At 62.3% G+C, this 25,342-nt stretch carries 20 protein-coding genes; 1 reads left to right on the forward strand and 19 read right to left on the reverse strand.

Going from position 1 to position 25,342, the window contains the following annotated elements; all coding sequences use genetic code 11:
* Positions 1–2: 2 nt before the first annotated feature.
* From B5D32_RS00965 to B5D32_RS00975, 3 genes are all read right to left on the reverse strand, one after another.
* On the reverse strand, positions 3–1,754 hold the full coding sequence (locus tag B5D32_RS00965) for a hypothetical protein (RefSeq protein WP_078783207.1): 1,752 nt from the start codon (positions 1,752–1,754) through the stop codon (positions 3–5).
* 140 nt (positions 1,755–1,894) lie between these two features.
* Complete coding sequence (locus B5D32_RS00970) at positions 1,895–3,787, reverse strand: PTS fructose transporter subunit IIABC (protein ID WP_078783208.1); 1,893 nt, start codon at positions 3,785–3,787, stop codon at positions 1,895–1,897.
* Between the two features lie 123 nt (positions 3,788–3,910).
* Positions 3,911–5,023 (reverse strand): ABC transporter ATP-binding protein, encoded by a 1,113-nt coding sequence (locus tag B5D32_RS00975; protein WP_078783209.1) that lies wholly within the window; start codon positions 5,021–5,023, stop codon positions 3,911–3,913.
* Between the two features lie 120 nt (positions 5,024–5,143).
* Here B5D32_RS00975 and B5D32_RS00980 point away from each other — a divergent pair, with 120 nt between their 5' ends.
* Positions 5,144–5,926, forward strand: a complete 783-nt coding sequence (locus tag B5D32_RS00980; RefSeq protein WP_207706137.1) for a helix-turn-helix domain-containing protein — start codon at positions 5,144–5,146, stop codon at positions 5,924–5,926.
* A 164-nt stretch (positions 5,927–6,090) separates the two neighbouring features.
* Here B5D32_RS00980 and galE read toward each other — a convergent pair whose 3' ends face one another.
* From galE to B5D32_RS01060, 16 genes are all read right to left on the reverse strand, one after another.
* On the reverse strand, positions 6,091–7,116 hold the full coding sequence (gene galE / locus B5D32_RS00985) for a UDP-glucose 4-epimerase GalE (RefSeq protein ID WP_078783211.1): 1,026 nt from the start codon (positions 7,114–7,116) through the stop codon (positions 6,091–6,093).
* 72 nt (positions 7,117–7,188) lie between these two features.
* Positions 7,189–8,121: a helix-turn-helix domain-containing protein gene (locus B5D32_RS00990; protein ID WP_078783212.1), complete on the reverse strand. Its 933-nt coding sequence runs from the start codon at positions 8,119–8,121 to the stop codon at positions 7,189–7,191.
* Positions 8,122–8,243: 122 nt separating this feature from the next.
* Positions 8,244–9,251 (reverse strand): hypothetical protein, encoded by a 1,008-nt coding sequence (locus B5D32_RS00995; protein WP_078783213.1) that lies wholly within the window; start codon positions 9,249–9,251, stop codon positions 8,244–8,246.
* A gap of 10 nt (positions 9,252–9,261) precedes the next feature.
* Entirely contained in the window at positions 9,262–11,574 is a 2,313-nt protein-coding gene (locus B5D32_RS01000; RefSeq protein ID WP_078783214.1) for an ATP-dependent Clp protease ATP-binding subunit, read from the reverse strand.
* A gap of 213 nt (positions 11,575–11,787) precedes the next feature.
* Positions 11,788–12,459, reverse strand: a complete 672-nt coding sequence (locus tag B5D32_RS01005; RefSeq protein ID WP_078783215.1) for a CvpA family protein — start codon at positions 12,457–12,459, stop codon at positions 11,788–11,790.
* Positions 12,460–12,653: 194 nt separating this feature from the next.
* Positions 12,654–14,000 (reverse strand): DUF5711 family protein, encoded by a 1,347-nt coding sequence (locus tag B5D32_RS01010; RefSeq protein WP_078783216.1) that lies wholly within the window; start codon positions 13,998–14,000, stop codon positions 12,654–12,656.
* A 136-nt stretch (positions 14,001–14,136) separates the two neighbouring features.
* Complete coding sequence (gene truA, locus B5D32_RS01015) at positions 14,137–14,895, reverse strand: tRNA pseudouridine(38-40) synthase TruA (protein ID WP_078783217.1); 759 nt, start codon at positions 14,893–14,895, stop codon at positions 14,137–14,139.
* Positions 14,896–14,951: 56 nt separating this feature from the next.
* Entirely contained in the window at positions 14,952–15,770 is an 819-nt protein-coding gene (locus B5D32_RS01020) for an energy-coupling factor transporter transmembrane component T family protein (protein ID WP_078783218.1), read from the reverse strand.
* Complete coding sequence (locus B5D32_RS01025) at positions 15,763–16,641, reverse strand: energy-coupling factor transporter ATPase (RefSeq protein WP_078783219.1); 879 nt, start codon at positions 16,639–16,641, stop codon at positions 15,763–15,765. The genes B5D32_RS01020 and B5D32_RS01025 overlap by 8 nt, the downstream gene beginning before the upstream one ends.
* Positions 16,642–16,921: 280 nt before the next feature.
* Positions 16,922–17,764, reverse strand: coding sequence for an energy-coupling factor transporter ATPase (locus tag B5D32_RS01030; RefSeq protein WP_242943372.1), 843 nt, complete (start codon positions 17,762–17,764; stop codon positions 16,922–16,924).
* A 3-nt stretch (positions 17,765–17,767) separates the two neighbouring features.
* Positions 17,768–18,631 carry a class I SAM-dependent methyltransferase gene (locus B5D32_RS01035; RefSeq protein WP_078783220.1) on the reverse strand — a complete coding sequence of 288 codons (864 nt, stop codon included), beginning with the start codon at positions 18,629–18,631 and terminating at the stop codon, positions 17,768–17,770.
* 158 nt (positions 18,632–18,789) lie between these two features.
* Positions 18,790–19,797 carry a Holliday junction branch migration DNA helicase RuvB gene (gene ruvB / locus B5D32_RS01040; RefSeq protein ID WP_078783356.1) on the reverse strand — a complete coding sequence of 336 codons (1,008 nt, stop codon included), beginning with the start codon at positions 19,795–19,797 and terminating at the stop codon, positions 18,790–18,792.
* A 66-nt stretch (positions 19,798–19,863) separates the two neighbouring features.
* Positions 19,864–20,463: a Holliday junction branch migration protein RuvA gene (gene ruvA, locus B5D32_RS01045; protein ID WP_078783221.1), complete on the reverse strand. Its 600-nt coding sequence runs from the start codon at positions 20,461–20,463 to the stop codon at positions 19,864–19,866.
* 171 nt (positions 20,464–20,634) lie between these two features.
* Positions 20,635–21,132 carry a crossover junction endodeoxyribonuclease RuvC gene (ruvC, locus tag B5D32_RS01050; protein WP_078783222.1) on the reverse strand — a complete coding sequence of 166 codons (498 nt, stop codon included), beginning with the start codon at positions 21,130–21,132 and terminating at the stop codon, positions 20,635–20,637.
* 548 nt (positions 21,133–21,680) lie between these two features.
* Positions 21,681–23,564: an ABC transporter ATP-binding protein gene (locus B5D32_RS01055; RefSeq protein WP_078783223.1), complete on the reverse strand. Its 1,884-nt coding sequence runs from the start codon at positions 23,562–23,564 to the stop codon at positions 21,681–21,683.
* The gene (locus B5D32_RS01060) at positions 23,557–25,341 is read right to left on the reverse strand and encodes an ABC transporter ATP-binding protein (protein ID WP_159446951.1); all 1,785 of its coding nucleotides are present in this window, start codon (positions 25,339–25,341) and stop codon (positions 23,557–23,559) included. The genes B5D32_RS01055 and B5D32_RS01060 overlap by 8 nt, the downstream gene beginning before the upstream one ends.
* Position 25,342: the final 1 nt, after the last annotated feature.

Here is a 25,342-nt window from a genome sequence, read left to right on the forward strand (position 1 = left end):
TATCAGCCGTCCCAGATCATGAGCTTGGCGTTCACGATGGACGTGTCCTCAACAGTGGCCAGATAGTCGCCGTTCCGGTCCCGCGGGGTCTGGGTGCAGTCCAGCAGGCAGATGGCGCGGGCCTCCTCGGTGCCGTCGGCCAAACGGACCTTATACTTGATGACAGCGTTGTCGGGAACATAGGCGCTCTGCACGTAGACCTGTACCCCGTCCATCAGGTCACTGTCGGCGCTTTGCAGTCTGCCGCACCACGCCAGATCGTAGCCACCGTAATTGCGGTAGGTCTGGTAGGCGTAGGCGTCGCCGTCGGTGGCGGGGTTCTCGGTCCAAAGGACCTGTGCGTGCAGGGCACGCCCGGTGAACCGGCTGAAGAAGGCGGACTCGGCCTCCGCGTTGCTGTCCCAGACGTTCTCGTTGCAGAGAATCAGGTCGTCGGATTGTACGGCATCGGCAAGACCTGCCTCAATCGTGCGGACAAAGAACTGATAGGCAGCGAGGTTCTCGGCATGGTGGGTGCGCACGACACCGCGCAGATAGCCGCCGTTCAGGCAGAGACCCGCCGCCAGCACCGCCGTCAGGGCCAGTCGTGATACCACGGAGAGAACGTTCGGCAGCTTACAGCACAGCCCCGCCAGCAGCGCCAGCAGCGCTGCGACGAGCAGCGTAAAGCCGATGGAGCTGGCCGCCGCGGGAATGTAGCCCCACTGCCAGGTAATGGCCTCGGGCTGCTGATAGCGGGCGGACAAAGCCAGCAGCAGCGCGGGCAGTGCCCAGACGGCCAGGCCGAACCCGGCCAGTGCGCCCAGCGTTCTGCCGCGCAGCTTTTTAAACGGCACGCCGAAGAAAATCAACAGCCCGGCCAGCACACCCAGCGCCAGCGGCCACAGCCGATCCCCGTTCGTGATGACCCCGGCGTCCTCCTGCAAAAGGCGGGAGTTCAGCCCAGGGAGCGACGCGGCCATCTGCTGCACGGTGACGCGCAGCACGGCGGGAATATCCAGAGAAAGCTCGTTGCCGGTGCCGCCGTTGCGCCCGCACAGAACGTGGAACACAAGCGCCGCGCCCATGCCGCCCAGCGCGGGAGCCGTGTCCAGCAGGGCGTTTTTGACGCTGCGTCGGCGCAGCAGCCAGACGACGAGCGCCAGCAGCGCAAAGACATAGCCGATCTCATAGGTGCCGCAGGCGATAAAGGACAGCACCGCGCCCAGCACAGCCCAGCGGCGGTGCCGTGTCCCCTGCCACGCAAACAGGCAGAGCCAGGCCGTCATAGCCCAGAACAACGCCCGCTGCGGTACGGCGTAGTAGCTGTACATGCCCTCGTTCCAGATGGGGGCCGCGGCCAGCGCCAGCGCAAAGCCGCCCAGCGCCAGCGCATCCCCACTGCCCAGTCTGGCCGCCACGCGGCTGACAGCGAAGGCCGCCGCGCCGGTCCAGGCGATGATGTAGAGCCGGTAGTGCGTCAGGCTGGTGTAAAACAGCAGGTCGACGGCGTTCGGGTAATGGAACGGGAAAAAACGGACCTCCTGCAGCGTAAAGTACCGCAGCCGCCCCTGCAGGTCCTGCAGAGCATACTGCCAGAACGGCATCCGCTGGAAGTCATACAGCCAGAGGTTCAGCGTCAGCTTATCGTCGCCCTCCGGCGGGATGTTGACCGTGACGCGCAGATACAGCACGCCCACGGCAAAAATAGCCAGATAGGCCGCAGCCAGCAGCAGCCGACGGTACCGCCGACAAAATGATTTGACCTGTTCCATAGGGACGGGGCCCTCCTCCACAAAAATCACATATATACTAAATTATAGCATAAAGCCCCGCTGTGCGCAACGCACAGCGGGGCTTTATGTAAATACAATTTGTATAAGACTGCTGAAAAATACGAAAAGTAAAGAGAAAATCAATGCTTCAGCGGCTTTTTCAGCATGCCCAGCAGCAGGGCCGTGGTCAGGGTGCCGACAGCCAGCGCAATCAGAAAGCCCGGCGGGTTTTCCATGACCGGCAGCAAAAACAACCCGCCGTGCGGCGCGGGACACCCGCAGCCCAGCAAAATCGTTATGAACCCGGCCAGTGCACTGCCTGCGATGCAGGCGAGGCTGACCCGCAGCGGATCGCGCAGTGCAAACGGCAGCGCACCCTCGGTCACGAAGGTCGCGCCCATCAGCAGGGTCTGCGGCGCAGAGCAGCGCTCGGTGCTGGTGAACCGCGTCGGGAACAGCAGGCAGGCCAGCCCAATGCCCAGCGGCGGAATCATGCCGCCCGCCATGACAGCGGCCATCAGGTCATACTGCTGGTCTACCAGTGCCAGCGTGCCGCTGACGTAGGCGGCCTTGTTGATCGGCCCGCCGTAGTCGGTGGCCATCATGCCGCCCAGCAGCGTGCCCAGCACCAGACGGCTGCCGCCCTGCATCCCATCCAGCTGGATGGAAAGCCAGGCATTGAAACGCCCGAGCGGCGGATTGATGGCCATGACCATCAGGGCACCGACAAACAGCAGACTCAACAGCGGGACCAGCAGCCCGGTTTTGATGTGATCCAGCTCCTGCGGAATGCGGCGGAACAGGTAATTCAGAAGCCGCACAGCCAGACCGGCAGCAAAGCCCGCGACAATGGCCCCCCAGAACCCGCTGGAGATCCAGCCCAACCGGGGGGCGGTGGTTGTGCCGAGCTGTGCCAGGTAGCCGCCCATCAGGCCGGGCATAAAGCCGGGGCGGTCCGCAATGCTGTAAGCGATGAACGCAGCCAGCACGGGGTACATCATCCTGAACGTAGCGTTGCCGACGTTCGTCATCATGGTGGTGATGTCGCTGCGGCCAAAAAGGTGCTGCAGCAGCAGGGAAAGCGCCAGCATCACGCCGCCCGCCACAACAAACGGCAGCATGTGGGAGATGCCGCTCATCAGGTGGCCGTAGTATTCGCGGCCCAGCTCCTTCCAGTCGCTGGTGCGGAAGGCGTGCCCGCCGCGGTAGACGGGAGCCTTGCCGGAAACGGCCTTTTCCAGCAGTCTGTCCGCGTCGCGCACGGCATCCCCCGCCGAGGCATAGACCAGCCGCTTGCCAACGAACCGCGCCAGCGGGATCGAGCGATCCACCGCCACGATCACGCACTCTGCGGCCTGGATCTCATCATCGGTCAGCTCGTCGTTGACACCGGCAGCGCCGTTCGTCTCGACCTTGAGCGTCAGGCCGCGGGCCTGCGCGGCCTGCTGGAGCGCCTCCGCCGCCAGGTAGGTGTGCGCGATGCCGGTGGGGCAGGCCGTCACGGCCAGCAGCTGATAGCCGGGCTTGGCGGCGCCCGGCGCTGCGTCAGACGGGGCAGACGGCGGCTCCTGCGCGTCCTGCTCCTCCCGCGCGGAGATGGCGCGGCAGAATGCCTCGGGGGTCTCACTCTCCCGCAGGCGGGCGCAGAAATCGGTGTCCAGAAAGAGCGTCGCCAGCTCGGCCAGCACCTGTACGTGCAGGTCGTTGGCTTCGGCGGGGGCGGCAATCATCACCAGCAGGTCCAGCGGCTTGCCGTCCGGTGTGTCGCAGGGCAGCGGCGGGTCCAGTGTCAGCGCAGCCAGCTGCAGCTGCCTGACGGCGGTGCTTTTGGCGTGCGGGATGGCCAGGCCGTTGCCCACACAGACGCCGCCCAGCGCCAGCCGGGCGCGGACGTCCGCCGCAAACACAGCGGTGTCAGTCAGATTGTCAGTCCCGTCCAGCAGTGTAACCATCTGCTGCACTGCACCGGTGAGCGAGTCCGCCTGTTGGCGCAGTGCGACGCAGTCAGGCCGCAGGTAGTTGGCGATGCGCATGGTTTGAGCCTCCGTTTGGTGCCGCTGTGCTCCGTCAGCTGTCGATGCAGCGCGGCTTTTGCGGCGCAGTATTAGTAAAAAAGCGGTTCCGCCGCAACGGAACCGCTATGAATGCTGTAAAAATTAGTTGAGCAGGGTCTTCTCGGTCTCGGGATCGAACAGGTGGATCTTGTGGGTATCCATAGCGACAGTGATCTTGTCGCCGCGGCGAGACTTGGAGGTGGGAGCAACGCGAGCCATCAGGTTCTGGCCCTGGTAGGTCAGGTACAGATAAATCTCAGCGCCCATCAGCTCGGAAACCTCAACCTCAGCGCTCAGGTGGCTGTTGGGATGCTTTTCCAGGAACTCCTCGTCGTCCTTGATGTCCTCGGGACGGATGCCGACCTTCAGGGTCTTGCCGACGTAAGCGTCCAGCTTGCCGTCAGCGGTCTTCTCCTTGGGCAGCGGAACCTCGGTGCCGGCCAGATCAACGATGAACTGATCGCCGGCCTTCTTCAGGGTGCCGTCCAGGAAGTTCATCTGCGGGCTGCCGATAAAGCCGGCAACAAAGATGTTGCAGGGATAATCGTACAGGTTCTGCGGGGTATCGACCTGCTGGATCATGCCGTCCTTCATAACGACGATGCGATCGCCCATGGTCATAGCCTCGGTCTGGTCGTGGGTAACGTAGATGAAGGTGGTAGCCAGCTTCTTGTGCAGCTTGATGATCTCGGTACGCATGCTGGTACGCAGCTTGGCATCCAGGTTGGACAGAGGCTCGTCGAGCAGGAAGACCGCCGGGTTACGGACCATTGCACGGCCCAGGGCAACACGCTGACGCTGACCACCGGACAGAGCCTTCGGCTTACGGTCAAGCAGGTGCTCGATCTCCAGGATCTTGGCAGCCTCACGGACGCGCTTGTCGATCTCGTCCTTGGGCATCTTGCGCAGCTCCAGACCGAAGGCCATGTTCTTGTAAACGGTCATGTGCGGGTACAGAGCGTAGTTCTGGAAGACCATCGCGATGTCGCGGTCCTTCGGGGGAACATCGTTGATCAGACGGTCACCGATGTACATCTCGCCGCCGGAGATCTCCTCCAGACCGGCGATCATACGCAGGGTGGTGGACTTACCGCAGCCGGAAGGACCGACGAAAACGATAAATTCCTTATCCGCGATTTCCAGGTTGAAATCGGGAACGGCAGTAACATTGCCGGGGTAAACTTTCTTAACGTGACGGCAGCTAATAGAAGCCATAATGCTCATCCTCCAAATGTATTCAGTGGTTTCAGCCCGTGTAGAGGGGGCTGTTTCTGTTGACATGATTATAATAACAGGTTATAATCTATTTGAAAATAGCATTTTATTGATATAGAGGTGTCGAAATTGATATTTGACCCGGAAATTTACTGCACCGCTGCCGAAACGGCGGAATTGGACGGCACAGCGCCGCTGGCTCTGGCCGGAGACGGCCTGTGGGTGGGGGTGCTTTCCCGCGGGGCGTGCCTGCTGGACGGCGTTGACCGCCCGGGCCAAAGCGGCGATATTCTGCTGGGCCCTGCCCCCCTGGTGCTGACGCCGCAGAGCGACTGCCACCTGCTGGCCGTGCGGCTGACCGGCCACTGCACGGACGCCTACCTGTTGCAACTGGGGGCGGCGCGCTGGGCGGACGGCGCTGCCTGCCCCGGCGCGGCGGAGCTGATCGCACAGCTGTGCGGCGCACAGACGGCCCCCATGGCCTACGCGCTGCTCTGCGCCGCAGCCAAGGCCGACGAGACCGCCCGTCCCCTGCCGCCGCTTGTGGCCGAGGCCGTGGCGGCCATCCGCCAGAACTACATGGCGCTCTACGGCGTCGAGGAGCTGAGCGAGCAGCTCGGCGTGACAAAAAGCCATCTGGTGCGCGTCTTTAAGCAGGAGATGGGGGTGCCGCCGGGCAAGTACATGACGAATGTGCGCATCGAGGCAGTCAAGACGCTGCTGCTGACCGATGAGTACAATCTGGACATGATCGCGGGCCTGACGGGGTTTTCCGGGGCCAATTATCTGTGCCGCGTCTTTAAGCGGGAGGTGGGCCTCTCCCCCGCGGCCTGGCGCACCGCCGCCGCACCCCTGCCCGCCGTACCCAAGCTCCCGCCGCGAAGCCAGGAAATGTATGTGTAAAAGAATATGGCAGGAGCAGTAGGGGCCGGACATGTCCGGCCCGCAGCCTTCCCGCAAGCATCCGCTTTCTATACACATCCGGGCCGGGCATGCCCGGCCCCTACTGCGCGATGACATAAAAAACCTCCCGATGCAAGAGCATCAGGAGGCTTTTTTATGCAATTTTATTCCGCAGTCTTATACCCGTCCGGGTTGTGGCTCTGCCAGTTCCAGCTGTGGGCGCACATTTCCTCAATGCCGTACTGGGCCTCCCAGCCGAGCTCACGCTTGGCCTTGGAGGGATCGCACCAGCACTCGGCGATGTCGCCGGGGCGGCGCGGGTCGATGACATAGGGGATTTCCTTGCCGCAGGCCTTGCTGAAGGCGTTGATGACGTCCAGCACGCTGTAGCCGTGGCCGGTGCCCAGGTTGCAGATGAACAGGCCGGGCTTCTGCTCCAGCTTTTTGATGGCAGCAACATGGCCGCGGGCCAGGTCGACAACATGGATGTAGTCGCGCACGCCGGTGCCGTCGGGGGTCGGGTAGTCATTGCCAAAGACGTGGACCTTCTCCAGCTTGCCGACAGCGACCTTGGCGATGTAGGGCACGAGGTTGTTGGGGATGCCGTTGGGGTCCTCGCCGATCAGGCCGGACGGATGCGCACCGATGGGGTTGAAGTAACGCAGCAGCGCAACGTTCAGCTCGGGGTCGGCGTGGCAGCAGTCGGTCAGGATGCGCTCGGTGAACACCTTCGTGGTGCCGTAGGGGTTCGTGGTGCCGCCGACGGGGAAATCCTCGCGGATGGGCACGCTGGCGGGGTCGCCGTAGACCGTGGCGGAGGAGGAGAAGATGATGTTGTGGCAGTTGTGGCGGCGCATGACATCCAGAATGTTCAGCGTGCAGGCCAGATTGTTGGAGTAGTACTCGATGGGCTTGGAAACGCTCTCGCCGACGGCCTTGTAGGCGGCGAACTGGATAACACAGTCAATGTCCTCGTTTTCGGCAAAGATCTTCTCCACGGCGTCCTTGTCGGTCATGTCGGCCTCGACAAAACGGAAGTCCTTGCCGGCGATCTTCTTGACGCGGGCCAGGGCCTCGGGGCAGGAGTTGTAGTAGTTATCGGCTACAACGATGTCGTACCCTGCGGCCAGAAGTTCCACACAGGTGTGGCTGCCGATGTAGCCGGCGCCACCGCTAACCAGAATTGCCATAACAGTCGTCTCCTTATGTTATATGATATTGTTGCGTGCGAACCGGGCGGTTCGCCTCTCTTTGCTTGTATTCTACTCTTTCTGCGGAGTTTCTGCAATAGGAGTTTTTGATTCTGATTTGCCTTTTTGTTGCCTGTTTTGCCGCCGGGCGGGCAGCCCCTGCTGAATGCGGCGGTAGGCGGACGGCGTGTGCCCCGTGGCAGCGCGGAATTTCTGGCTGAAATACGCGCCGGAGCAGTAGCCCATCTGCGCGGCGACCTCGCCGGGGGATGCCCCGCGGGCCAGCAGCTGGGCCGCGTACTCGATGCGCATGGCGGAAAATTCCTCCATGGCCGTGCGGTGGAGCCGCGCACGGAACGCCTGCTGCAGCTGGGGCCGCGTGCAGCCCAGCGCCGTGCAGATGTCGTCGATTTTCAGTTCATGCGCAAGATTTTCGGCAAAATAGGCGCGGGCGTCCTCGACCAGCGCGTTCTGGCGGCGCTCCCGCCGGACGCGGGCCACGGGGCGCTTGGTGCGGCGGCAGCGGCGGGCCAGCAAAATCAGCAGATTTTCCAGATGGATGATGAACTGCTGCATCGCGCCGAAGGGCAGCTCCTCCTTTAAGACAGGCCGTCCGCCCGGCACGGGGGCGGCGTCGAACAGCTCGTTGGCGGCATTTGCCAGCCAGTTCAGGTCATGCTGCTCGGCAGGCTCCATGTGCAGCATCGCGCCGCGGAAACGGTCCATGGCTGCGCCGGTGCAGTAAAAGTCGATGCGCAGCGTCTCGGGCGGGACCTCGCCGACGGTGGTCATAGCAAAGACCTCCCCCGGCTGGTGGAACAGCAGTCCGCCTGCCCGCAGCAGCACGTGGCGGGCATCGCAGCGTTCCTCAATGGTGCCGCTGCGCACAAAGACCAGCTGCCAGGCTTGCGTCTCGCTGGGCGGGAATGAGTCGTCCGCGCGCCACTCCGACGCATGTGCCGCCGGGATCGCTTCGACCCGCAGCGGAAAGGTATCGTTCAGCATGGGTGTGACCTCCCTTCCCCGGCTTGACACCGCTGTAGGGGCCGGGCATGCCCGGCCCGCATGTGTATGGCGACCAGCTGCCTGCGGGAAGGCTCTCTCCCTTCGGGCGGTGCTTACTTTCCTTACACCGCTACCGCGCCCGGCCAGCTCTCGCCGGTCTCCGCGCTCCCCGCTTCCCCGTCGGCGCCGTAAGAGAAAACGCCGGGGGTCATGTCGGCCAGCAGGGGGAACTGCGCAAGCTCGGGGCAGGTGTCGGTCAGCCCCAGACAGTAGGCCGTCAGCGGACTGATCTCCTTTGTGATGGCGTCAAACCGGCTTGAGCCGTCGTCCTCGTAGGTGCTCAGCATAATATCGCCGGGGTAGGTGTCGGCCACATAGCTGACAAGTGCCTCGTCGACGTAGGGGTCGCTGCTGCCCTCATACAGGTCGGGCGCGCCGAACAGATGCAGGATCTCGTGGGCGTAGGTCGCCGGGGATTCCGCCTCGCCGTCGGTGTAGGCGTCGGTTTTGTACAGGCAGCTGTATTCATAATAAAAACTGTCGCCGTCGTCGGCGTAGTGAGCCATCGTGAAGGATGTCCCGCTGATGGGCAGGAAGAACAAAAATGCGATGTGCCGGGCCCCGTAGGCAGCCAGACGGCTGTCGGCGGCCAGCGACGCGCACAGCGTATCCATCTCGTCGAGAAAAGCGGAGCTTTCCTCGGAATTTTCGCCGCCCTGCATGGCAGACTGCACAAGATAACTGCGTGTCAGCGTTGAATCGCTGCCGTCCGCGCTGCGATCACAGATCAGATTCACCGCGGCCTCGTAGCCCGCGGCTTGCTCGGTGATCCAGTCCACGGCCAGCTGGGTGCGCTGCACGGCGGCAGCGCGGCTCTCGGCGTCCCAGGTCTGCCCGTGGGCGGCGTCGTTCAAAAACACGTTGACGAGCACGGTGGCATCGGTCAACAGTGCGGCGCTGCCGTAGGACTTCTGCTCCTCGGTAAAGGTGGGCACAGGCTCCGGCGTTGGGGTGGCGGCGGGGCTTTCGGCCCGGGGCAGCTCCGCGGGATAACGCTGCACCGTGACGCGGGCCGAGCAGCTGCACAGCAGCGCCGCGGCCAGCACCAGGGCAGCCAGTTTTCTGTACATGGTGCGCCCCTTAAATTTCCAGCACGGCCCTGCCGTCGTGGTCGGCCAGCTCCAGCGTGACCTCGCGGCCATCCAGGCGGCCATCGACGAGCGCATCGGAGACGGGGTCCTCAATGGTCTTGCGGATCGTGCGGCGCAGCTCACGCGCACCGTATTTGGTGGAGCTTTCGGCTACGATGTCCGCCAGCGCGGGCTGCGTGTAGTGCAGCGTGATGCCGTGCGCGGCCAGACCGGGCTTGTACTCGTCGAGCATGAGCGCGGCGATCTTCTCAAGGTTTTCCTCGCTCAGCGGCTTGAACGTAATGATCTCGTCCACACGGCCGATGAACTCGGGGCGCAGGAACTCCTGCAGCGCCTTCATGCTGCGGTCCGCGCTGGCGACCTCGGCCTTTTTGCCGAAGCCCGTCGCGCCGCTCTGGTCGGTGGAGCCCGCGTTGGAGGTCATGCAGATGACCGTGTTCGAGAAGTCCACCGTGCGGCCCTGCGCGTCGTTGATCTTGCCCTCGTCCAGAATCTGCAGCAGGATATTCATAACGTCAGGATGTGCTTTTTCGATCTCATCAAACAGCACGACGCTGTAGGGATGGCGGCGGACCTTCTCGGTCAGCTGCCCGGCCTCGTCGTAGCCGACATAGCCCGGGGGCGAGCCGATGAGACGGGACACCGCGTACTTTTCCATGTACTCGCTCATGTCGATGGAGATGAGCGGGTCAACGGTGTCGAACAGCTGGCTGGCCAGCTGCTTGACCAGCTCGGTCTTGCCGACGCCGGTGGGGCCGACGAAGATAAAGCTGGCCGGGCGGTGACGGCCGGACAGGTCGGCGCGGGCGCGCTTGATGGCCCCGGCCACGGCGTGGACAGCCTCGTCCTGGCCGATGATGTGAGCCTTGAGGGCATCCTCCAGCCCCTGCAGGCGGCCATACTCGGTCTCTTTGATCTTCACAGCAGGCACACCGGTCCAAAGCTCAATGACCTGTGCGACGTCGTCCATGGTCACTTCAATTTCCGCGACCTTCAGCTGCAGGGCGGGCAGCTTTTCGCGCTGCTTCGCCAGATCGGTCTTGACCGCGGCCAGTGCCTCGTAGTCGATGGCAGCGTCCTGGCCGTTCTGCGGCTCGGGGTTCTCCAGTTCGTGCTCGCGGGTCTCCAAATCGGCCACGGTGCGCTGGGTCTCCATGAGCTCTGTAATTTCAGGATGGCGCAGGTTGCAGCAGGCGCAGGATTCATCCAGCAGGTCAATGGCCTTGTCCGGCAGGAAACGATCCGTGATGTAGCGTTCCGACAGCTTGACGATGCTCGTCACGATGGGGTCGGACACACGGACGCAGTGGTGCTTTTCATAGTAGACGCGGATGCCCTTGATGACCTCGATGGTGTCCAGCAGCGACGGCTCCTCGACCTTGACGGGCTGGAAACGGCGCTCCAACGCGGAATCCTTCTCGATATACTTGCGATACTCGGCAAACGTCGTTGCGCCGATGACCTGCATCTGCCCGCGGGACAGTGCGGGCTTCATGATGTTGGCGGCGTTCATAGAGCCGTCGGAGTCGCCCGCGCCGACGATGGAGTGGATCTCATCAATAAACAGGATGATGTTGCCCGCAGCCTTGACCTCGCTGATGAGGCCCTTGACACGCTGCTCAAACTGGCCGCGGAACTGGGTGCCTGCGACGAGGGACGTCATGTCGAGCAGGTAAATTTCCTTGTCCTGCAGACGCGCGGGGACCTTGCCCTCGGCAATGCGCTGGGCAATACCCTCGGCAATCGCAGTCTTGCCGACACCGGCCTCGCCGATCAGGCAGGGGTTGTTCTTCTGGCGGCGGCACAAAATCTGGATCGTGCGGTAAATTTCGCGGTCACGGCCAATGATGCGGTCCGTCTTGCCGTCGCGGGCCTTCTGGGTCAGGTTCTCGCAGTAGGTCTCAAGGAACTTGCGGCGGGGAGCCTTTTCCTTCTTGCCGTTTTTGGGCTTGGCGTCGTCCTTATTCTGGCGCGCACCAAAGCCAAACGGGAACACGGGGCTGCCGCCCGGGACAAAATCGTCCTGCGGGGCGGGCTCGTCACCGGCGTCGGTGTCGTCGCCGTTCATCATGGGGGCCAGCATGCCGGAGTCGGAGGCCTCCTGCAAAAAGCTGGACATCCGCTCCTCCATGTTTTCCAGATCCTGGTCGGACATGCCGAACTGTTTCATCAGATCATCCACAGGCTGGATGTGCATGGCACGGGCGCAGGTCAGGCAGTAGCCCTCCTGCACGGTCTTGCCGTTTTCAAGCCGCTGCACAAACACGACAGCGGGGCGTTTTTGGCATTTAACACAAAGCATTTACTTCACCTCTATGAAAAGTGCCCGATAAGAGGCACGTGGGATTGCGATAAATTGTTGTAGGGGACGGCGTTCTCGACGCCCGGCGGGCGGATAGGAAATCCGCCCTACGTAGGGTGGGCAGTCCCCTGCCCGCCGCACCGCAGCTACACTACTATTATTAAACAAACCCTGCCAAATTGCAAGTTTTGGCGGGGCTTGTTCAGAATTTGTTTAATAATGGAGCAAAAACGGGTTGAACGCACCAAAAAGGCTGTACCCGACGCTGCGCTGCAAAACGCCGGTGGTCAGCCAGTCGATCTGGCCGGTGGTGATGCTGGCGGCGAACCAGAGCAGCAGCGCCAGCAGCCAGCAGTCGAACGCGCCGGTCACAAGGCCCAGCACCAGACCCAGCAGCCGGTTGGCGCCGCCCACCAGCGGGATAAGATTGACGCCGCGCATCAGCCGCACCAGCAGGGCGAACACCCAGCGCACGATCATGCAGAGCAGCACAAACAGCAACGCCTGCACCAGCGGCAGGAAAAGCGGCTCCAGCAGGGCGTTGATCTTTTCGGGCAGCTGGTCCCCGGCAGTCTGCAGACCCGCGGCCAGCGCGGCACGGATGGATTCCGGCAGAAAGTCCAGCCCCTGCACCGCAGCGGCAATATCGCCGCCCGACTGCGCGACGGCCTGCTCGACCCGGGTGGAGACGGAGTCGCTGAAAAAGCTAAGGTAGACTTCCGGGGCCAGCGTGCGGCTGCCCCAGGAGGCAATGCCGACGCCCAACACCGCGCCGATCAGCTCGGTCAGCCCGGCGAGAAAGCCCTTCTGCCAGCTTTTGACAGCGGCAAAGGAAAATACGGCCAGAAAAATAAAATCATAGACAAGTGCGGGAGAAAAAGACATAGATGGGTACTTCTTTCTGTTAGATTACTTGCGGGTCGAACGGCTTCCCCCGAGGGGGAAGCTGTCAGCGGCCCCGCCCGCTGACTGATGAGGGCGAACCTTGCCATTATTGCCCGCAAATTGGTTATTGCGGCAAGGCAGCCCCTCGTCCGGCCCTGCGGGGCCACCTTCCCCCGAGGGGGAAGGCTTCGGAGCTACTCGGCTGGCTTCGCCAAAACGTCCGCCTGACTGCCGGTAAAGACCAGCGTCTGCTTGCCGTGCAGGACCGCCAGCGGGCGGGACGGCAGGCCGGTCTGCACCCAGTTCTGCACGCCATCGTAGCCGTAGCACTCGACGGCATCGGGGCAGAGCAGATAAATGTCGGTGTCGGTGGCCGAGACCGCAAACGCCTGCCGTGCGGGAATCTCGGACATAACGGTGAGGCTTTCAGACAGGGTGACCAGGCTGTTGCCGCCGTGTACGTTCAGAAGCAGCGCGGTCTGGCGGCGTCCGGGCGCAACGCTTTGCAGCGCGGCCCCGCCGTAGTCGTAGCGTGCGACCTCGGCGGCGGTGCGGGGGTCGATGACCGCAATGTAGGTGTCAAACACGGCCATGACGCGGTTCTCGCTCTGCCAGTCCAGCCGCAGCAGCATGCTGCCCGCGTCGGCGGTGTAGAGCAGCCCCTCGGTGTCGGAGTCGAGGCTCATAAAGTAGACCGAGCAGTTCAGCTGCCCGTCCCGCGCGGCAATCATGCCCGAGGCAAACCTGCGGTTGTCGGGGGCAAAGTCCAGCGCAATCGGCGTGCCCATCGACTGGGGCATCCGCCAGCTGTACAGCTCCCGCATCGAAGGGTCATAGATGTGTACCCAGCCGGCAAAACGGTCCGCGTCGGTCACGACGGCCAGCGAGTTGTTGTTTGACATGGCGCAGAGCAGAATGTCCTCGTCAAAGCGCTGTGTGTAGAGCGTGCGGGTGCGGCTGCATACGGTCAGCTCACTGCCCGCGCGGTTGTAGACCACAAAGTGGGTGCCGCCCACAGCCAGCACGGGCCGCGCATAGGACGGCTGCAGGCTCAGAATTTTGGAGCCGTAGGCCGAGTAGACGAGCACATCCTCATTGCCCAGCTCGACGAAGCCGTCCGCCAGCGGTTCGATTTGCAAAGGCTCGGTGATGCCGGTGGTGGCCGGCCAGCCGCCGGCAGTGCGGTTCAGGTAGAGCGACGCGCTGTCCACGGCATCACCCAGCAGCGCCAGAGAGGCCGACAGTGTGCCGGTCACAACGGTGAGCGCCAGCGCCAGCGCAATGATAATGACGATCAGGACGGTGAGCCGCCGCTGCTGGCGCTGCTTGTAGAGCGGCGTCAGGGATTTGAGCCGCGCGGCGCTCTGCGCGGACGGCTGCTCGGACGTCCGGGACGGCGGGCTGTCATCGCGCCGCGGTGTGGGAGCGGTGCGCAGCGTGCGGGCGCGGTCTGCGTCGCGGGCGGCGGCGCTCAGGGCCCGCCTCTGCTCACGCGCCAGCCGCTGCAGCAATGCCTGCCGATCTCTGTCCGCCTTACTCATAGGTGGGCCCCCTCCTTTCCGGAAAAAATTTGTGCGTATGGGTTGGTTTGTAGGGAGGCGTCTTGACGCCTCCGGGCCGTTAGCGGCGGTGGTCAGGCTCCGCGGAGGGGTCAAGACCCCTCCCTACGGTACGCCATTAAACGTCATCCAACCCGGGATAGTCTACTTTCTCCAAAAACAGCCCCTTTGCGGGCAGCGTCGGCCCGGCCCGGCGTCGGTCTCCGCTTTCCAGCAGGGCGGGGATGCTCTCCGGCGTCCGCTTGCCAAGACCCGCGTCCGCGAGCGTGCCCGCCAGAATGCGCACCATATTATAGAGATAGCCGTCGGCGGTCACGGAAATTGTAAACAAATCGCCGTTCTGTACAACAGTACAATCCGTAATCGTCCGCACGGTATCCCCGTGGGCGGCGGCGCTGGACCCGGACGCGCAGAGTGCGGAAAAATCGTGCGTGCCTATGAACTGCGCCGCAGCGGCCTGCATGGCGGCCAAGTCGAGCGCGGCCCCTACCCTGTGGCAGGTGTCGTAGGTGAACGGATCATCCACCCGCGCGTTCAAAATGTAGTAGCGGTAGGTCTTGGCGTGGGCGGCGTAACGCGCGTGGAAGCCGTCCGGCACGGACCGGATGTCCACTGCGCGGATGTCCGGCGGCAGGTGGGCGTTGAGCGCGGGCACGATTTTTTGCATCGGCACTTTGCCAGTATAGCAGAAGCTGAGCGCGAAACGCCGCGCATGGACGCCGGCATCGGTGCGGGAGCAGCCCTTGACGTCGGGGCGGCAGCCGAACACCGCCTGCATCGCGTCCTGCAAAACCGCGCAGACCGTGGGCGCATTTGGCTGGACCTGGAACCCGGCATAGCGGGTGCCCTTGTAGGAAATCCAAAGTAGATAGGTCATAGTTCACCTGAATTCGTAGGGGCGCATTCTATATGCGCCCGCAAGGCGGCTGATTCTTACGCCAGCCCCGGCACAAAGAATCGTGTGCAGGCAATGGCCACCAGCGCCACGGCAATGACCGCCAGGCATTTGAAGTCCTCGCCGGTGAATTTCAGCTGCTTGAGCCGGGTGCGGCCCTCGCCGCCGTGATAGCAGCGGCATTCCATCGCCATGGCCAGCTCGTCGGCGCGGCGGAACGCCGAGATGAACAGCGGAATCAGGATCGGCACCAGCGCCTTGATGCGCTGGGTAAATGTGCCGCTGTCCAGCATCGCGCCGCGGGCTTTCTGGGCGTTCATGATCTTTTCCGTCTCCTCGATCAGGGTCGGGATGAACCGCAGCGCAATCGTCATCATCATGGCCAGCTCATGCACGGGAAAGTGCAGCTTCGCCAGCGGGCGCAGCAGGCTCTCGATGGCGTCGGTCAGCACGATGGGACTGGTCGTGTAGGTCAGCAGGCTCGTGCCTGCAATCAGTGCGCAGACGCGCACCGCCAGCAGGATGGCATACTTGACACCTTCGGCGTAAATGTTCAAAACCCAGAAGTGTACAAGCGGCTTCCCCTGCCCCGTGACGAAGAACAGGTTCAGCACCGCCGTAAAAATCACGATGGGCACGATGGGCTTTAGGCTTTTCAAAATCATCTTGCCGGGAATCTGTGCTACCTTGTACAGCGCGGCCAGCAGCAGGATGGACAGTGCCAGCCCCAGCGGGTTCGGGGCCACAAACAGCACGACGATATAGGCAATCGTCGCGACCAGCTTGAGCCGCGGGTCGCAGCGGTGCAGGATGGAATGCCCGGGAAAATGCTGACCTATCGTAATATCTTTAAGCATTTGCCCCACCTCCCTGTTTGGCGGCCAGCGCCTTTTGAATCGTTTTGACCGCATAGGGGATCGTGTAGACGTCCGCGGGGATGTCCAGCCCCATCTGGCGCAGCTTTAAAAAGATCTGCGTGACCTGCGGCACCGAAAGCCCCAGCTCCAGCAGCTCCTGCGCGCGGGCAAAGACGTTTTCCACCGTGTCATACATGGCAATTTTGGCGTGGTGCATGACCAGCACGCGGTTGGCGTACTTGGCAATATCCTCCATCGAGTGGCTGACCAGCAGCACCGTGATGCCGGTTTTCTCATGGTAGTCCCTGATCTGGCTCAGGATCGTGTCGCGGCCCTCGGGGTCCAGACCGGCGGCGGGCTCGTCCAGCACCAGCACGCGGGGGTGCATGGCCATGACGCCCGCAATCGCAACGCGGCGCTTCTGCCCGCCCGAAAGCTCAAACGGGCTTTTTTCCAACAACTCATCGGACAGACCGACGAACGCGGCGGCCTCCCTGACGCGGCGCTGGACCTCGGCCTCGTCCAGGCCCATGTTGCGCGGGCCGTAGGCGATGTCGCGGGCGCAGGTCTCCTCAAACAGCTGGTACTCGGGGTACTGCATGACAAGGCCGACGAGAAAGCGGAAACTGCGCAGGTCTGCGCCCTGCTCCCACAGGTCCCTGCCGTCCACAAGGACGCGGCCCGACGTCGGGCGGTTCAGGCCGTTGAAATGGCTGATAAGCGTGGATTTTCCGCTGCCCGTCGAGCCGATGATACCGACAAAGTCGCCCTCCTCGACGGTGAAGGACACGTCATCCAGCGCCTTCGTCGCGTCGGGCATACCCTGGTTATAGATGTAGCTCAGGTTTTCAACACGAATGATTTCGGACATAGTTGTTCCTTTCCCGCCAAATATCGCCCGCAGAGGGTGCAATTTTGGCCTGTGGTGGGATGTTTTACAAATAAAAAATAATAAATAAGAAATAATAAAGATTGTGGAGTTTTTGCCGAAAGGCAAAAACAAAATCTGTAGGGGCGGATTCCATATCCGCCCGCGGCATTCCCGGGAGCTGCACGGGCGCATATAGAATGCGCCCCTACAGGTGTTGAGAAATTTTTGAGCGGCCACAGGCCGCGATCCACCGCATTTATTATTTATTATTTTTTATTTATTATTTCAGCAGCTTAAACAGCTCCTCCGCGCAGGCGTCGGGGGTAATGACATTTTCTGGCATCGGAATCCCGGCCTTGACCAGCTCGTCGCGCAGCTCGGCGGCCTGCGGGACATCGAGGTGATACCCGTGCAGCCGCTCGGTCTGGCTGAACACCTGCTCGGGTGTGCCCTCCATGACGATGCGGCCCCGGCTCATGACCAGCACGCGGTCTGCCTGGGCGGCCTCCTCCATGTAGTGGGTGATGGACACGATCGTGATGCCCGCCGCCCGCAGCTGGCGGATGGTTTTCATGACCTGCGCGCGGCCATGGGGGTCCAGCATGGCGGTGGACTCGTCCATAACAAGGCAGTCGGGCCGCATGGCGATAACGCCCGCAATCGCGACGCGCTGCTTCTGGCCGCCGGACAGCTTGTACGGCGCAGCCTCGCGCTTTTCATAGATGCCCGCCAGCTTCATAGCCTCGTCGATGCGGGTGCGGATCTCCTCGGGCGGCACGCCGAGGTTCTCCGGCGCAAAGGCCACGTCCTCCTCGACGATGGTCGCCACGATCTGGTTGTCGGGGTTCTGGAACACCATGCCGACCTTCTGGCGCACATCGTAGAGATGGTCCTCGTTGCGGGTGTCCATGCCCTCGACCAGCACGGTACCGGCCTCGGGCAGCAGAATGGCGTTGAAGTGCTTCGCCAGCGTGGACTTGCCGCAGCCGTTCGCGCCCAGCACGGCGACGAACTCGCCGCGGCGGATGTCCAGGCTCACGCCGTCCACAGCGTACTTGGGCTGCTCGGGGTCGTAGCGGAAGCGGACGTCCTGTACTTTGATCATCGGTTCCTGATTCGGCATGACTTATTTCTCCCAGATGGCCGTTGCGCCGCAGGGCACCACGCCGCCTGTGGCGGAGACCGGCAGACCGATCTCGTCGCAGTGGGTGTGGCCGCCCTTGACGGGGCAAAGCGTCGTTTTGACGATGTATTCCATGACCGCGGGGCTCAGACCCTCGGTGTAGGAGTTGATGGCGAAGAACAGCGGGTCGTCGCTCAGCACCTGCTCAGTCAGCGTGATGAGGTCGTAGACGTTGTCCTCGAGCTTCCAGATCTCGCCGCCCGGGCCGCGGCCATAGCTCGGCGGGTCCATGATGACAGCGTCATAGCGGCTGCCGCGGCGGATCTCACGCTGCACAAACTTGGCGCAGTCGTCCACGATCCAGCGGCAGGGGCGGTCTGCCAGCTCGCTGGCGGCAGCGTTCTCCCGCGCCCAGGCGACCATGCCCTTGCTGGCGTCCACATGGGTGACGGACGCGCCCGCGGCCAGGCACGCCAGCGTTGCGCCGCCCGTGTAGCCGAACAGGTTCAGCACGCGGATGGGACGGCAAGCCTGCCGTATCTTTTCCTGGTACCATGCCCAGTTCACGGCCTGCTCCGGGAAAACGCCGGTGTGCTTGAAGCCCGTGGGGCTGACGATCAGCGTCAAATCGTTCCAGTGGATCTGCCATTTCTGCGGCAGCTTTTTGTGGTAATTCCACTGCCCGCCGCCCTTGGCAGAGCGGTAATAGACAGCGTCGGCCTTGGCCCACAGCGGGCTGGTCTCGTCGTTTTTCCAGATGACCTGCGGGTCGGGACGGATCAGCAGGGTCTGGCCCCAGCGCTCCAACCGGTTGTGGTTGGTAGCGTCCAGCAGCTCATAATCCTGCCAGGAATCAGCAGGGCGCATAGGCGATTCTCCTTTGCTATATGTGTTGGTTCGATGAATTTTGTGGTTAAGGCCAAGCGGCAGAGCCTCTCAGGCCTCGTAAACTCGGCCAGCTCCCCACTTCGTGGGGAGGTGGGCGAGCGAAGCGAAGCCCGGAAGGGCTCTACCCGTTTCCTTATTTAAAACATACTCGTCTGGCCGGAATCCTCGTCGTCAAAGCGCTTCGGCACGGCCATGTGCAGGTGCTCATAGGCCAGGCGGGTCACGCAGCGGCCACGGGGCGTGCGGGTCAGCATGCCCATCTGCATCAGGTACGGCTCGCAGATGTCCTCCAGGGTGACGCTCTCCTCGCCCAAGGCTGCGGCCAGCGTTTCCAGACCGACGGGGCCGCCGCCGTACATCTCAATGATGGCGCGCAGGACACTGCGGTCCAGCTCGTCCAGACCCAGCTCGTCAATGTCCATCCACTTGCGGGCGGCGATGGCGGTCTCCTCGTCAATCGTGCCGTCTCCCTGCACGGTGGCAAAGTCGCGCACGCGCTTGAGCATACGGTTGGCGATACGCGGCGTGCCGCGGGCACAGCGGGCCAGCTCCAGCGCGCCCTCCTCGGTGATGGGCACGCCCAGAATGCCCGCGCTGCGCAGGATGATGCGGCCCAGCTCCCGGGGGCTGTAGGGCTCTAATTTGAGCAGGATGCCGAAGCGGTCACGCAACGGCCCGGTCAGCTGGCCCGCGCGGGTCGTGGCGCCCACCAGCGTGAACCGCGGCAGATTGATGCGGATGCTCTGGGCACTCGGCCCTTTGCCGATCATGATGTCCAGCGCGAAATCCTCGAGAGCCGGGTACAGGACTTCTTCGACCTGACGCGACAGGCGGTGGATCTCGTCGATAAAGAGGATGTCGCCCTCCTGTAGGTTCGTCAGCAGGGCGGCCAGGTCGCCGGGCTTCTCGATGGCGGGGCCGGACGTGATGCGAATTTGTACGCCCATCTCCTGCGCCACGATGCCGGCCAGCGTGGTTTTGCCCAGGCCCGGCGGGCCGTAGAGCAGGATGTGGTCCATCGGCTCGCCGCGCTGCTGCGCCGCCCGCAGATAGACCTTTAAGTTGCCCTTGGCCTTCTCCTGACCGACGTAATCGTCCAGGGTTTTCGGGCGCAGGCTGACTTCCTCCGTGTCGGCGGGGGTCATATCGGGGCTGACGAGACGGCTGGGGTCCACGGTGTATTCCTGGTTCAATTCGGCACTCCCCTTCTGTTACACGCGCGACAGACTGCGCAGCGCGATGGTGATGATCTCCTGCACGGAGAGGGTCTCGTCGACGCGGGCCACGGCGGCGGCAGCGTCCGACGGCGCATAGCCCAGGCTGACGAGCGCGGCGACGGCCTGCGCGGGCGCAGAGCTGGGGGCCGGGGCGGCAACATTGCCGGAGAAGCCCGTGCCCGCGGCCAGCCCCTTGCCGACCTTGTCCTTCAATTCCAGCGTGATGCGCTGGGCCAGCTTCGGCCCGACGCCCGCGGCCTTGGTGAACGCTTTGTGGTCGCCGCTGGACGCGGCCAGCGCGATTTTTTCCGGCGTCATGATGGACAGGATAGACAGCGCGGCCTTGGGGCCGACACCGGTGACGCCGGTCAGCATCTTAAAGCAGTCGCGCTGCTCCTCGGCAGCAAAGCCGTAGAGCGAGACGTCGTTCTCGGTGACGTTCATAATCGTATAAACGGTCCCCTCCTGCCCGGCAGGGGGCAGGGCCTCGCCGGTGGTGGCGGGGATCTGGACAAAATAGCCGACCCCGCCGCAGCTGATGACGACGGAATCCAGCGTTTTCTTGATGATTTTTCCGGTAAGGCAGTAGATCATGGTGTATCCTTCTTTTGTATGGTGGAAAGCCTCCCCCCACTTGGGGGAGGTGCCCGAGGGCGGATGAGGGGCAGCTTGTCGGGTACCGCACGCAAATGGGTGATTGCGGAAACCTCATCCCTCATCCGGCCCTGCGGGGCCACCTTCCCCCACTTGGGGGAAGGCAAGGGATTATCTCACCGGTGTCCCCATCAACCGGCTGCGGCTGCAATGGCAGTGGGCGATAGCCATGCCGAGGGCGTCGGCGGTATCGTCGGGCTTGGGGACGGACTCGAGGTGCAGCATTATGCGGGTCATCTCCTGAATCTGCTTCTTCACGGCCTTGCCGTATCCGGTGATGGCCTGCTTGACCTGCATGGGTGTGTATTCGTAGATCGGCACGCCGCACTGCGCCGCGGCCAGCAGAATGACGCCGCGGGCCTCGGCCACGCCGATGACGGTGGTCTGGTTGTGCTGGTAGTACAGTTTTTCGATGGAGAGGGCTTCGGGCTGGTAGCGCTTGCAGATGTCGAATACGCTCTCATAAATTTCAACGAGGCGCTGTTCAAAGGGCGTGTCCTTCTCGGTGATGACCGCCCCGTAGCCGATGGGTGCAAAGCGGTTGCTGATGTACTCCACAACGCCCCAGCCCACAATGGCATACCCCGGGTCGATGCCCAAAACGCGCATAGTCCTATACCTCCCCACTTTAACCGATATAGTATACCATAAAATTGCAGTTACGTCCATAGGTTGTAAATAAAAAAGCCTCCCTTTCGTGTGAAAGAGAGACTTTTGGGAACGAGCGGCTTCCCTCTCGGGGGAAGGCTTTGATAGATCAGTACCCAATCTGCCGTTTTGCCGCCTTTAGCGCCTTGCGGCGGACAGCGCCAGGGACAAAATCAGTGCAGAAAGTTTTTTCATGTGGAAATTCCCTCTCTATGTTCAAATAAAACTACCGCGCAGGGAAAACTGCGCGGCAGTTATTATACATGGGTGGAAGGGAAAATGCAAGTGCCGGGGCGAAATGACGGCTGTACGTGTATCACTGTGCGTAGGGCGGGGTGCCCTCACCCCGCCGCAGGCTTCCGCAATAGACCGTAAGCGGAGTGGCAGCAACGGCGGCATGAGGGCATGCCGCCCTACGGGGCTGCCCGTGAAAGGCCTGCAATGGCAGGCTTGCCCCTCATCCGGCCCTGCGGGGCCACCTTCCCCCAAAGGGGGAAGGCTTTGGGCTCTTACCCCTCCAGCTGCTCCTTATGATATTGCAGCGTGTACAGCTGGTAATATCTGCCGTGCTTCGCCAGAAGCTCCTGATGGTTCCCCTGCTCGAGGATCTTGCCGTGGGACAGCACAATAATGTTGTCCGCGTGCTGGATGGTGGACAGCCGGTGCGCGACGATCAGCATCGTGCCGACAGACCGCATCTTTTCCAGCGAATCCTGAATCAAAAGCTCGGTCTCGGTGTCAATATTCGCCGTGGCTTCGTCCAGAATCATGACGCTTGGCTTGTGGATGATCGTCCGCGCAAAGCTCAACAGCTGGCGCTGCCCGGCGGAGAAGTTGTTCCCGCGCTCGCGGACCTCCTCGTCCAGACCGTGGTCCAGCTTGTCAATGAACTTGTCGGCGTTGACATAGCGGCAGACCTGTAGGATCTCCTCGTCGGAGATGCCCTCCTCCCGCAGGACGATGTTGCTGCGGATCGTGCCCGAGAAAAGGAACACGTCCTGCAGCATCTGCCCGAAGTGACGGCGCAGCGACGAAATTTTGATTTTGCGGATGTCGATGCCGTCAATCAGGATCTCGCCCTTCTGGAACTCGTAGTTGCGGCAGATCAGCGAGAGAATCGTGCTCTTGCCCGAGCCCGTCGAGCCGACAAACGCCACGGTCTGGTGCGGGTCAATGTGGAAGGACACGCCCTGCAGCACCCACTCGCTCGGAAGATAGCTGAACCAGACGTCGCGGAACTCGATTTCGCCCTTTACCTCGTCCAACTCGACGGCGTCGGGGGCGTCCACCATTTTGGGCGCAATGTCCATGATGGAAAACACCTTCTCCGACGAGGCCAGCGCCGACTGCAGCCAATTGAACTGCTCGGCCAGATTCTGGATGGGCGTGAAGAATTTGGAAATGTACATGTAGAACGTGACGATGGTGCCACCCGTGATGGTCTGGCCCAGAAACGTCACGCCGTTCAGATGCCCCATACCGCCGAGATAAAAAAGACACAGGATCGAGCAGATATACAGCATGTAGACCAGAGGACGAAACACGCCGAACACAAAGATCTGCTCCCGGTTCGCGCGGGCGAGGCGCTGGCTTTTCTCGCGGAACTCCGCCATCTTCTCGTCCTCGCGGCCAAAGATCTGCGTGACCTTGATGCCGGACAGATTCTCCGACAGGTAGGTGTTGATGTCGGTGGTCGCGTCCTTGACCTTGCGGTAGGCCCGGCGGGAGAACTTGCGGAAGATGACCGTAAAAATCACGATGAACGGCACAAAGCAGAGCACCATCAGTGTCAGCTCATAGTTGAGCGCCAGCATGGCGACCAGGATGCCGAGGATGACAAAGATGTTCTTGGTCAGCGTGACCAGCAGGTTCGTGAACATCATCGAGATGGCGTTCGTATCGTTCGTCACGCGGGTGACGAGCTTGCCGACGGGAATCTCGTTCAGCTGCTCGTGGGACAGCGACTCAATGTGGGTGAATAGGTCCTCGCGCAGGTCGGAGATGATGCGCTGGCCGACGCGCTGCAGAATGACGGCCTGGAAGTAGGTGCTGGCCATCGAGAAAACGAGCACGCCCGCATAGACAGCGACGCCCGCGAACAGCCGCGGCAGCTCGAACTCGCCTGAAACCAGCTCCTCCAGTGCGCCGACGATCAGCGGCGAGATGATGTCATAGGCAATCGAGAACAGCATTAAAAACAGCACAACGACGAATTTCGCCAGGTACGGCTTGGCGTACCCGGCCAGGCGGCGCAGAATCTCGCCGTCGTTCATCGTGCGCTCAAAGCTCATCGTCTCTTTTTTGTCCTTGACGAGGGCGTAGGCCAGCACCAGCAGCGCCGTGACGACACCGATGACTGCGCCTACCAGCAACAGCGGATTTACGTTAGCCATGGCTGCCGCCTCCTTCCTCGTCCTCGAGCTTCTGCAGATCGACCATGCGGCGGTATTCGGCGCAGCTGCGATACAATTCATCGTGCGGGCCGACGGCCTCTACCCTGCCGTCCTCGATAAAGACGATCTTGTCCAGCTGCTCCACCGTCGAAATGCGGTGGGCGATCAGCAGCGTTGTCTTGCCCGCGCGGCTGGTCTTGAGGTTGTCGAGGATGATTTTCTCGGTGCGGGTATCGACAGCCGAGACAGAGTCGTCCAGAATCAGGATCGGCGCGTTTTTCAGCAGGGCACGCGCAATCGAGATGCGCTGCTTCTGTCCGCCGGAGACGGTCACGCCGCGCTCACCGAGTACGGTCTCGTAGCCGTCCTTGAAGTCCACGATGTTGTCCCGCACATCGGCCAGCGCGGCGGCGCGGTCAATGTCGGCCTGGCTGGCGTCGTCCACGCCGAAGCCGATGTTGTGGGCAATCGTGTCCGAGAACAGGAAGTTGTCCTGCGGCACGTAGGCGCAGGCGTCGCGCACCGAATGGATGGACACGGCGTTCACGTCCTGCCCGTCCACAAACAGCGTGCCGTCGGGCACATTGTAGGTACGCAGCAAAAGGTCCACCAGCGCGGTCTTGCCTGCGCCGGTCTTGCCGACGATGCCGACGCTCTCGCCGGGCTTGATGGTGAACGATACGTCCTTCAGCACGTCGTACTCGCCGTCTGGGTAGCGGAACGTCAGATGGCGGAACTCAATGCCGCCGTGCGGGTCGCGCAGGTCGGCGACGCCGTCGCGGTCCGCCACGTCGATGGGCGCATCCAGAAGCTCGGTAATGCGGTTCAGCGATGCCTTGCCGCGGGAGGTCTTTTCAATCAGCATCGAGATGGCCATGATGGGCCAGACGATGGCCTCAAAGTAGCCGATGTACTCCACAAGCTGACCTGCGTTGAACTGCCCGCGCCAGACGAGCCAGCCGCCGTAGCCCAAAATCACGCAGATGACCGACTCGACGAACAGCGTGACCAGCACCTCGAGCAGTGTTGCAATCTTGGTGTAGGCGACGTTGACCTCCTCGTTCTCCTTGTTGAGGCGGCGGAAGGCAATCAGCTCCTTGAGTTCCTTCACAAACGCCTTGATGACCGCAATGCCGGAAAAGTTCTCCTGTGCAAAGTCGGACAGGTCGGAGAACGCCTGCTGGCGCTCCTCCCACCGTCTGGTCATGACTTGGCTCATGACGGTGCCGAGTACGAACATGACCGCCGCCGGGATCAGCGCCAGAAGTGTTAATTTACAGTCCATCCGCCACATCTTGACCAGCGCCATAATGCCAAGCACGGCGGCGTCAAAGAACATCAAAATGCCGTCGCCGAAGCACTCCTGAATGGTGTCGAGGTCGTTGGTGTAGAGGCTCATCAGGTTGCCGACCTTGTTGACTTGATAGTACTGCTGGGACAGGCGGCGGCTGTGGTCAAACATTCGCTCCCGCAAATCGGCGGCCACGCTGACCGCTGACCCGAAGAAACAGACGCGCCACAGGAACCGCCCGATGACCATGAGCACGACGATCCAGATCATTGGCAGACAGATGTGCTGAAACAGCACCTCCCTGGTAAAGGGCAGCGTCTGGTCGTCCACGACCACCTGCCCCAGATTTACGCCGTTGATGACCAGCCGGTACAGCTCCGGGATGAGCAGCTGAATGTAGTCCACCGTCAGCAGCGACAGAATGCCCAGCAGCAGCACCGGCGCGTGCTTGAGATAGTATCGATTGATCGCTTTGCCGAAAATCACG

Source organism: Gemmiger formicilis (assembly GCF_900167555.1).
Taxonomy (GTDB): domain Bacteria; phylum Bacillota; class Clostridia; order Oscillospirales; family Ruminococcaceae; genus Gemmiger; species Gemmiger formicilis.

Coding starts and splice junctions, on each gene's coding strand:
- galE (WP_078783211.1), bottom strand. CDS start 7,116: ATGGCAATTCTGGTTAGCGGTGGCGCCGGCTACATCGGCAGCCACACC.
- B5D32_RS01035 (WP_078783220.1), bottom strand. CDS start 18,631: ATGCGCCCTGCTGATTCCTGGCAGGATTATGAGCTGCTGGACGCTACC.
- B5D32_RS01020 (WP_078783218.1), bottom strand. CDS start 15,770: ATGCTTAAAGATATTACGATAGGTCAGCATTTTCCCGGGCATTCCATC.
- B5D32_RS00970 (WP_078783208.1), bottom strand. CDS start 3,787: ATGCGCATCGCCAACTACCTGCGGCCTGACTGCGTCGCACTGCGCCAA.
- B5D32_RS00995 (WP_078783213.1), bottom strand. CDS start 9,251: ATGTACAGAAAACTGGCTGCCCTGGTGCTGGCCGCGGCGCTGCTGTGC.
- B5D32_RS01005 (WP_078783215.1), bottom strand. CDS start 12,459: ATGTCTTTTTCTCCCGCACTTGTCTATGATTTTATTTTTCTGGCCGTA.
- B5D32_RS01055 (WP_078783223.1), bottom strand. CDS start 23,564: ATGGCTAACGTAAATCCGCTGTTGCTGGTAGGCGCAGTCATCGGTGTC.
- ruvB (WP_078783356.1), bottom strand. CDS start 19,797: ATGACCCCCGCCGACACGGAGGAAGTCAGCCTGCGCCCGAAAACCCTG.
- truA (WP_078783217.1), bottom strand. CDS start 14,895: ATGACCTATCTACTTTGGATTTCCTACAAGGGCACCCGCTATGCCGGG.
- B5D32_RS00990 (WP_078783212.1), bottom strand. CDS start 8,121: ATGCTGAACGATACCTTTCCGCTGCGGGTCGAAGCGATCCCGGCGGCA.
- B5D32_RS01025 (WP_078783219.1), bottom strand. CDS start 16,641: ATGTCCGAAATCATTCGTGTTGAAAACCTGAGCTACATCTATAACCAG.
- ruvC (WP_078783222.1), bottom strand. CDS start 21,132: ATGCGCGTTTTGGGCATCGACCCGGGGTATGCCATTGTGGGCTGGGGC.
- ruvA (WP_078783221.1), bottom strand. CDS start 20,463: ATGATCTACTGCCTTACCGGAAAAATCATCAAGAAAACGCTGGATTCC.
- B5D32_RS00975 (WP_078783209.1), bottom strand. CDS start 5,023: ATGGCTTCTATTAGCTGCCGTCACGTTAAGAAAGTTTACCCCGGCAAT.
- B5D32_RS00965 (WP_078783207.1), bottom strand. CDS start 1,754: ATGGAACAGGTCAAATCATTTTGTCGGCGGTACCGTCGGCTGCTGCTG.
- B5D32_RS01010 (WP_078783216.1), bottom strand. CDS start 14,000: ATGAGTAAGGCGGACAGAGATCGGCAGGCATTGCTGCAGCGGCTGGCG.
- B5D32_RS01000 (WP_078783214.1), bottom strand. CDS start 11,574: ATGCTTTGTGTTAAATGCCAAAAACGCCCCGCTGTCGTGTTTGTGCAG.
- B5D32_RS01030 (WP_242943372.1), bottom strand. CDS start 17,764: ATGCCGAATCAGGAACCGATGATCAAAGTACAGGACGTCCGCTTCCGC.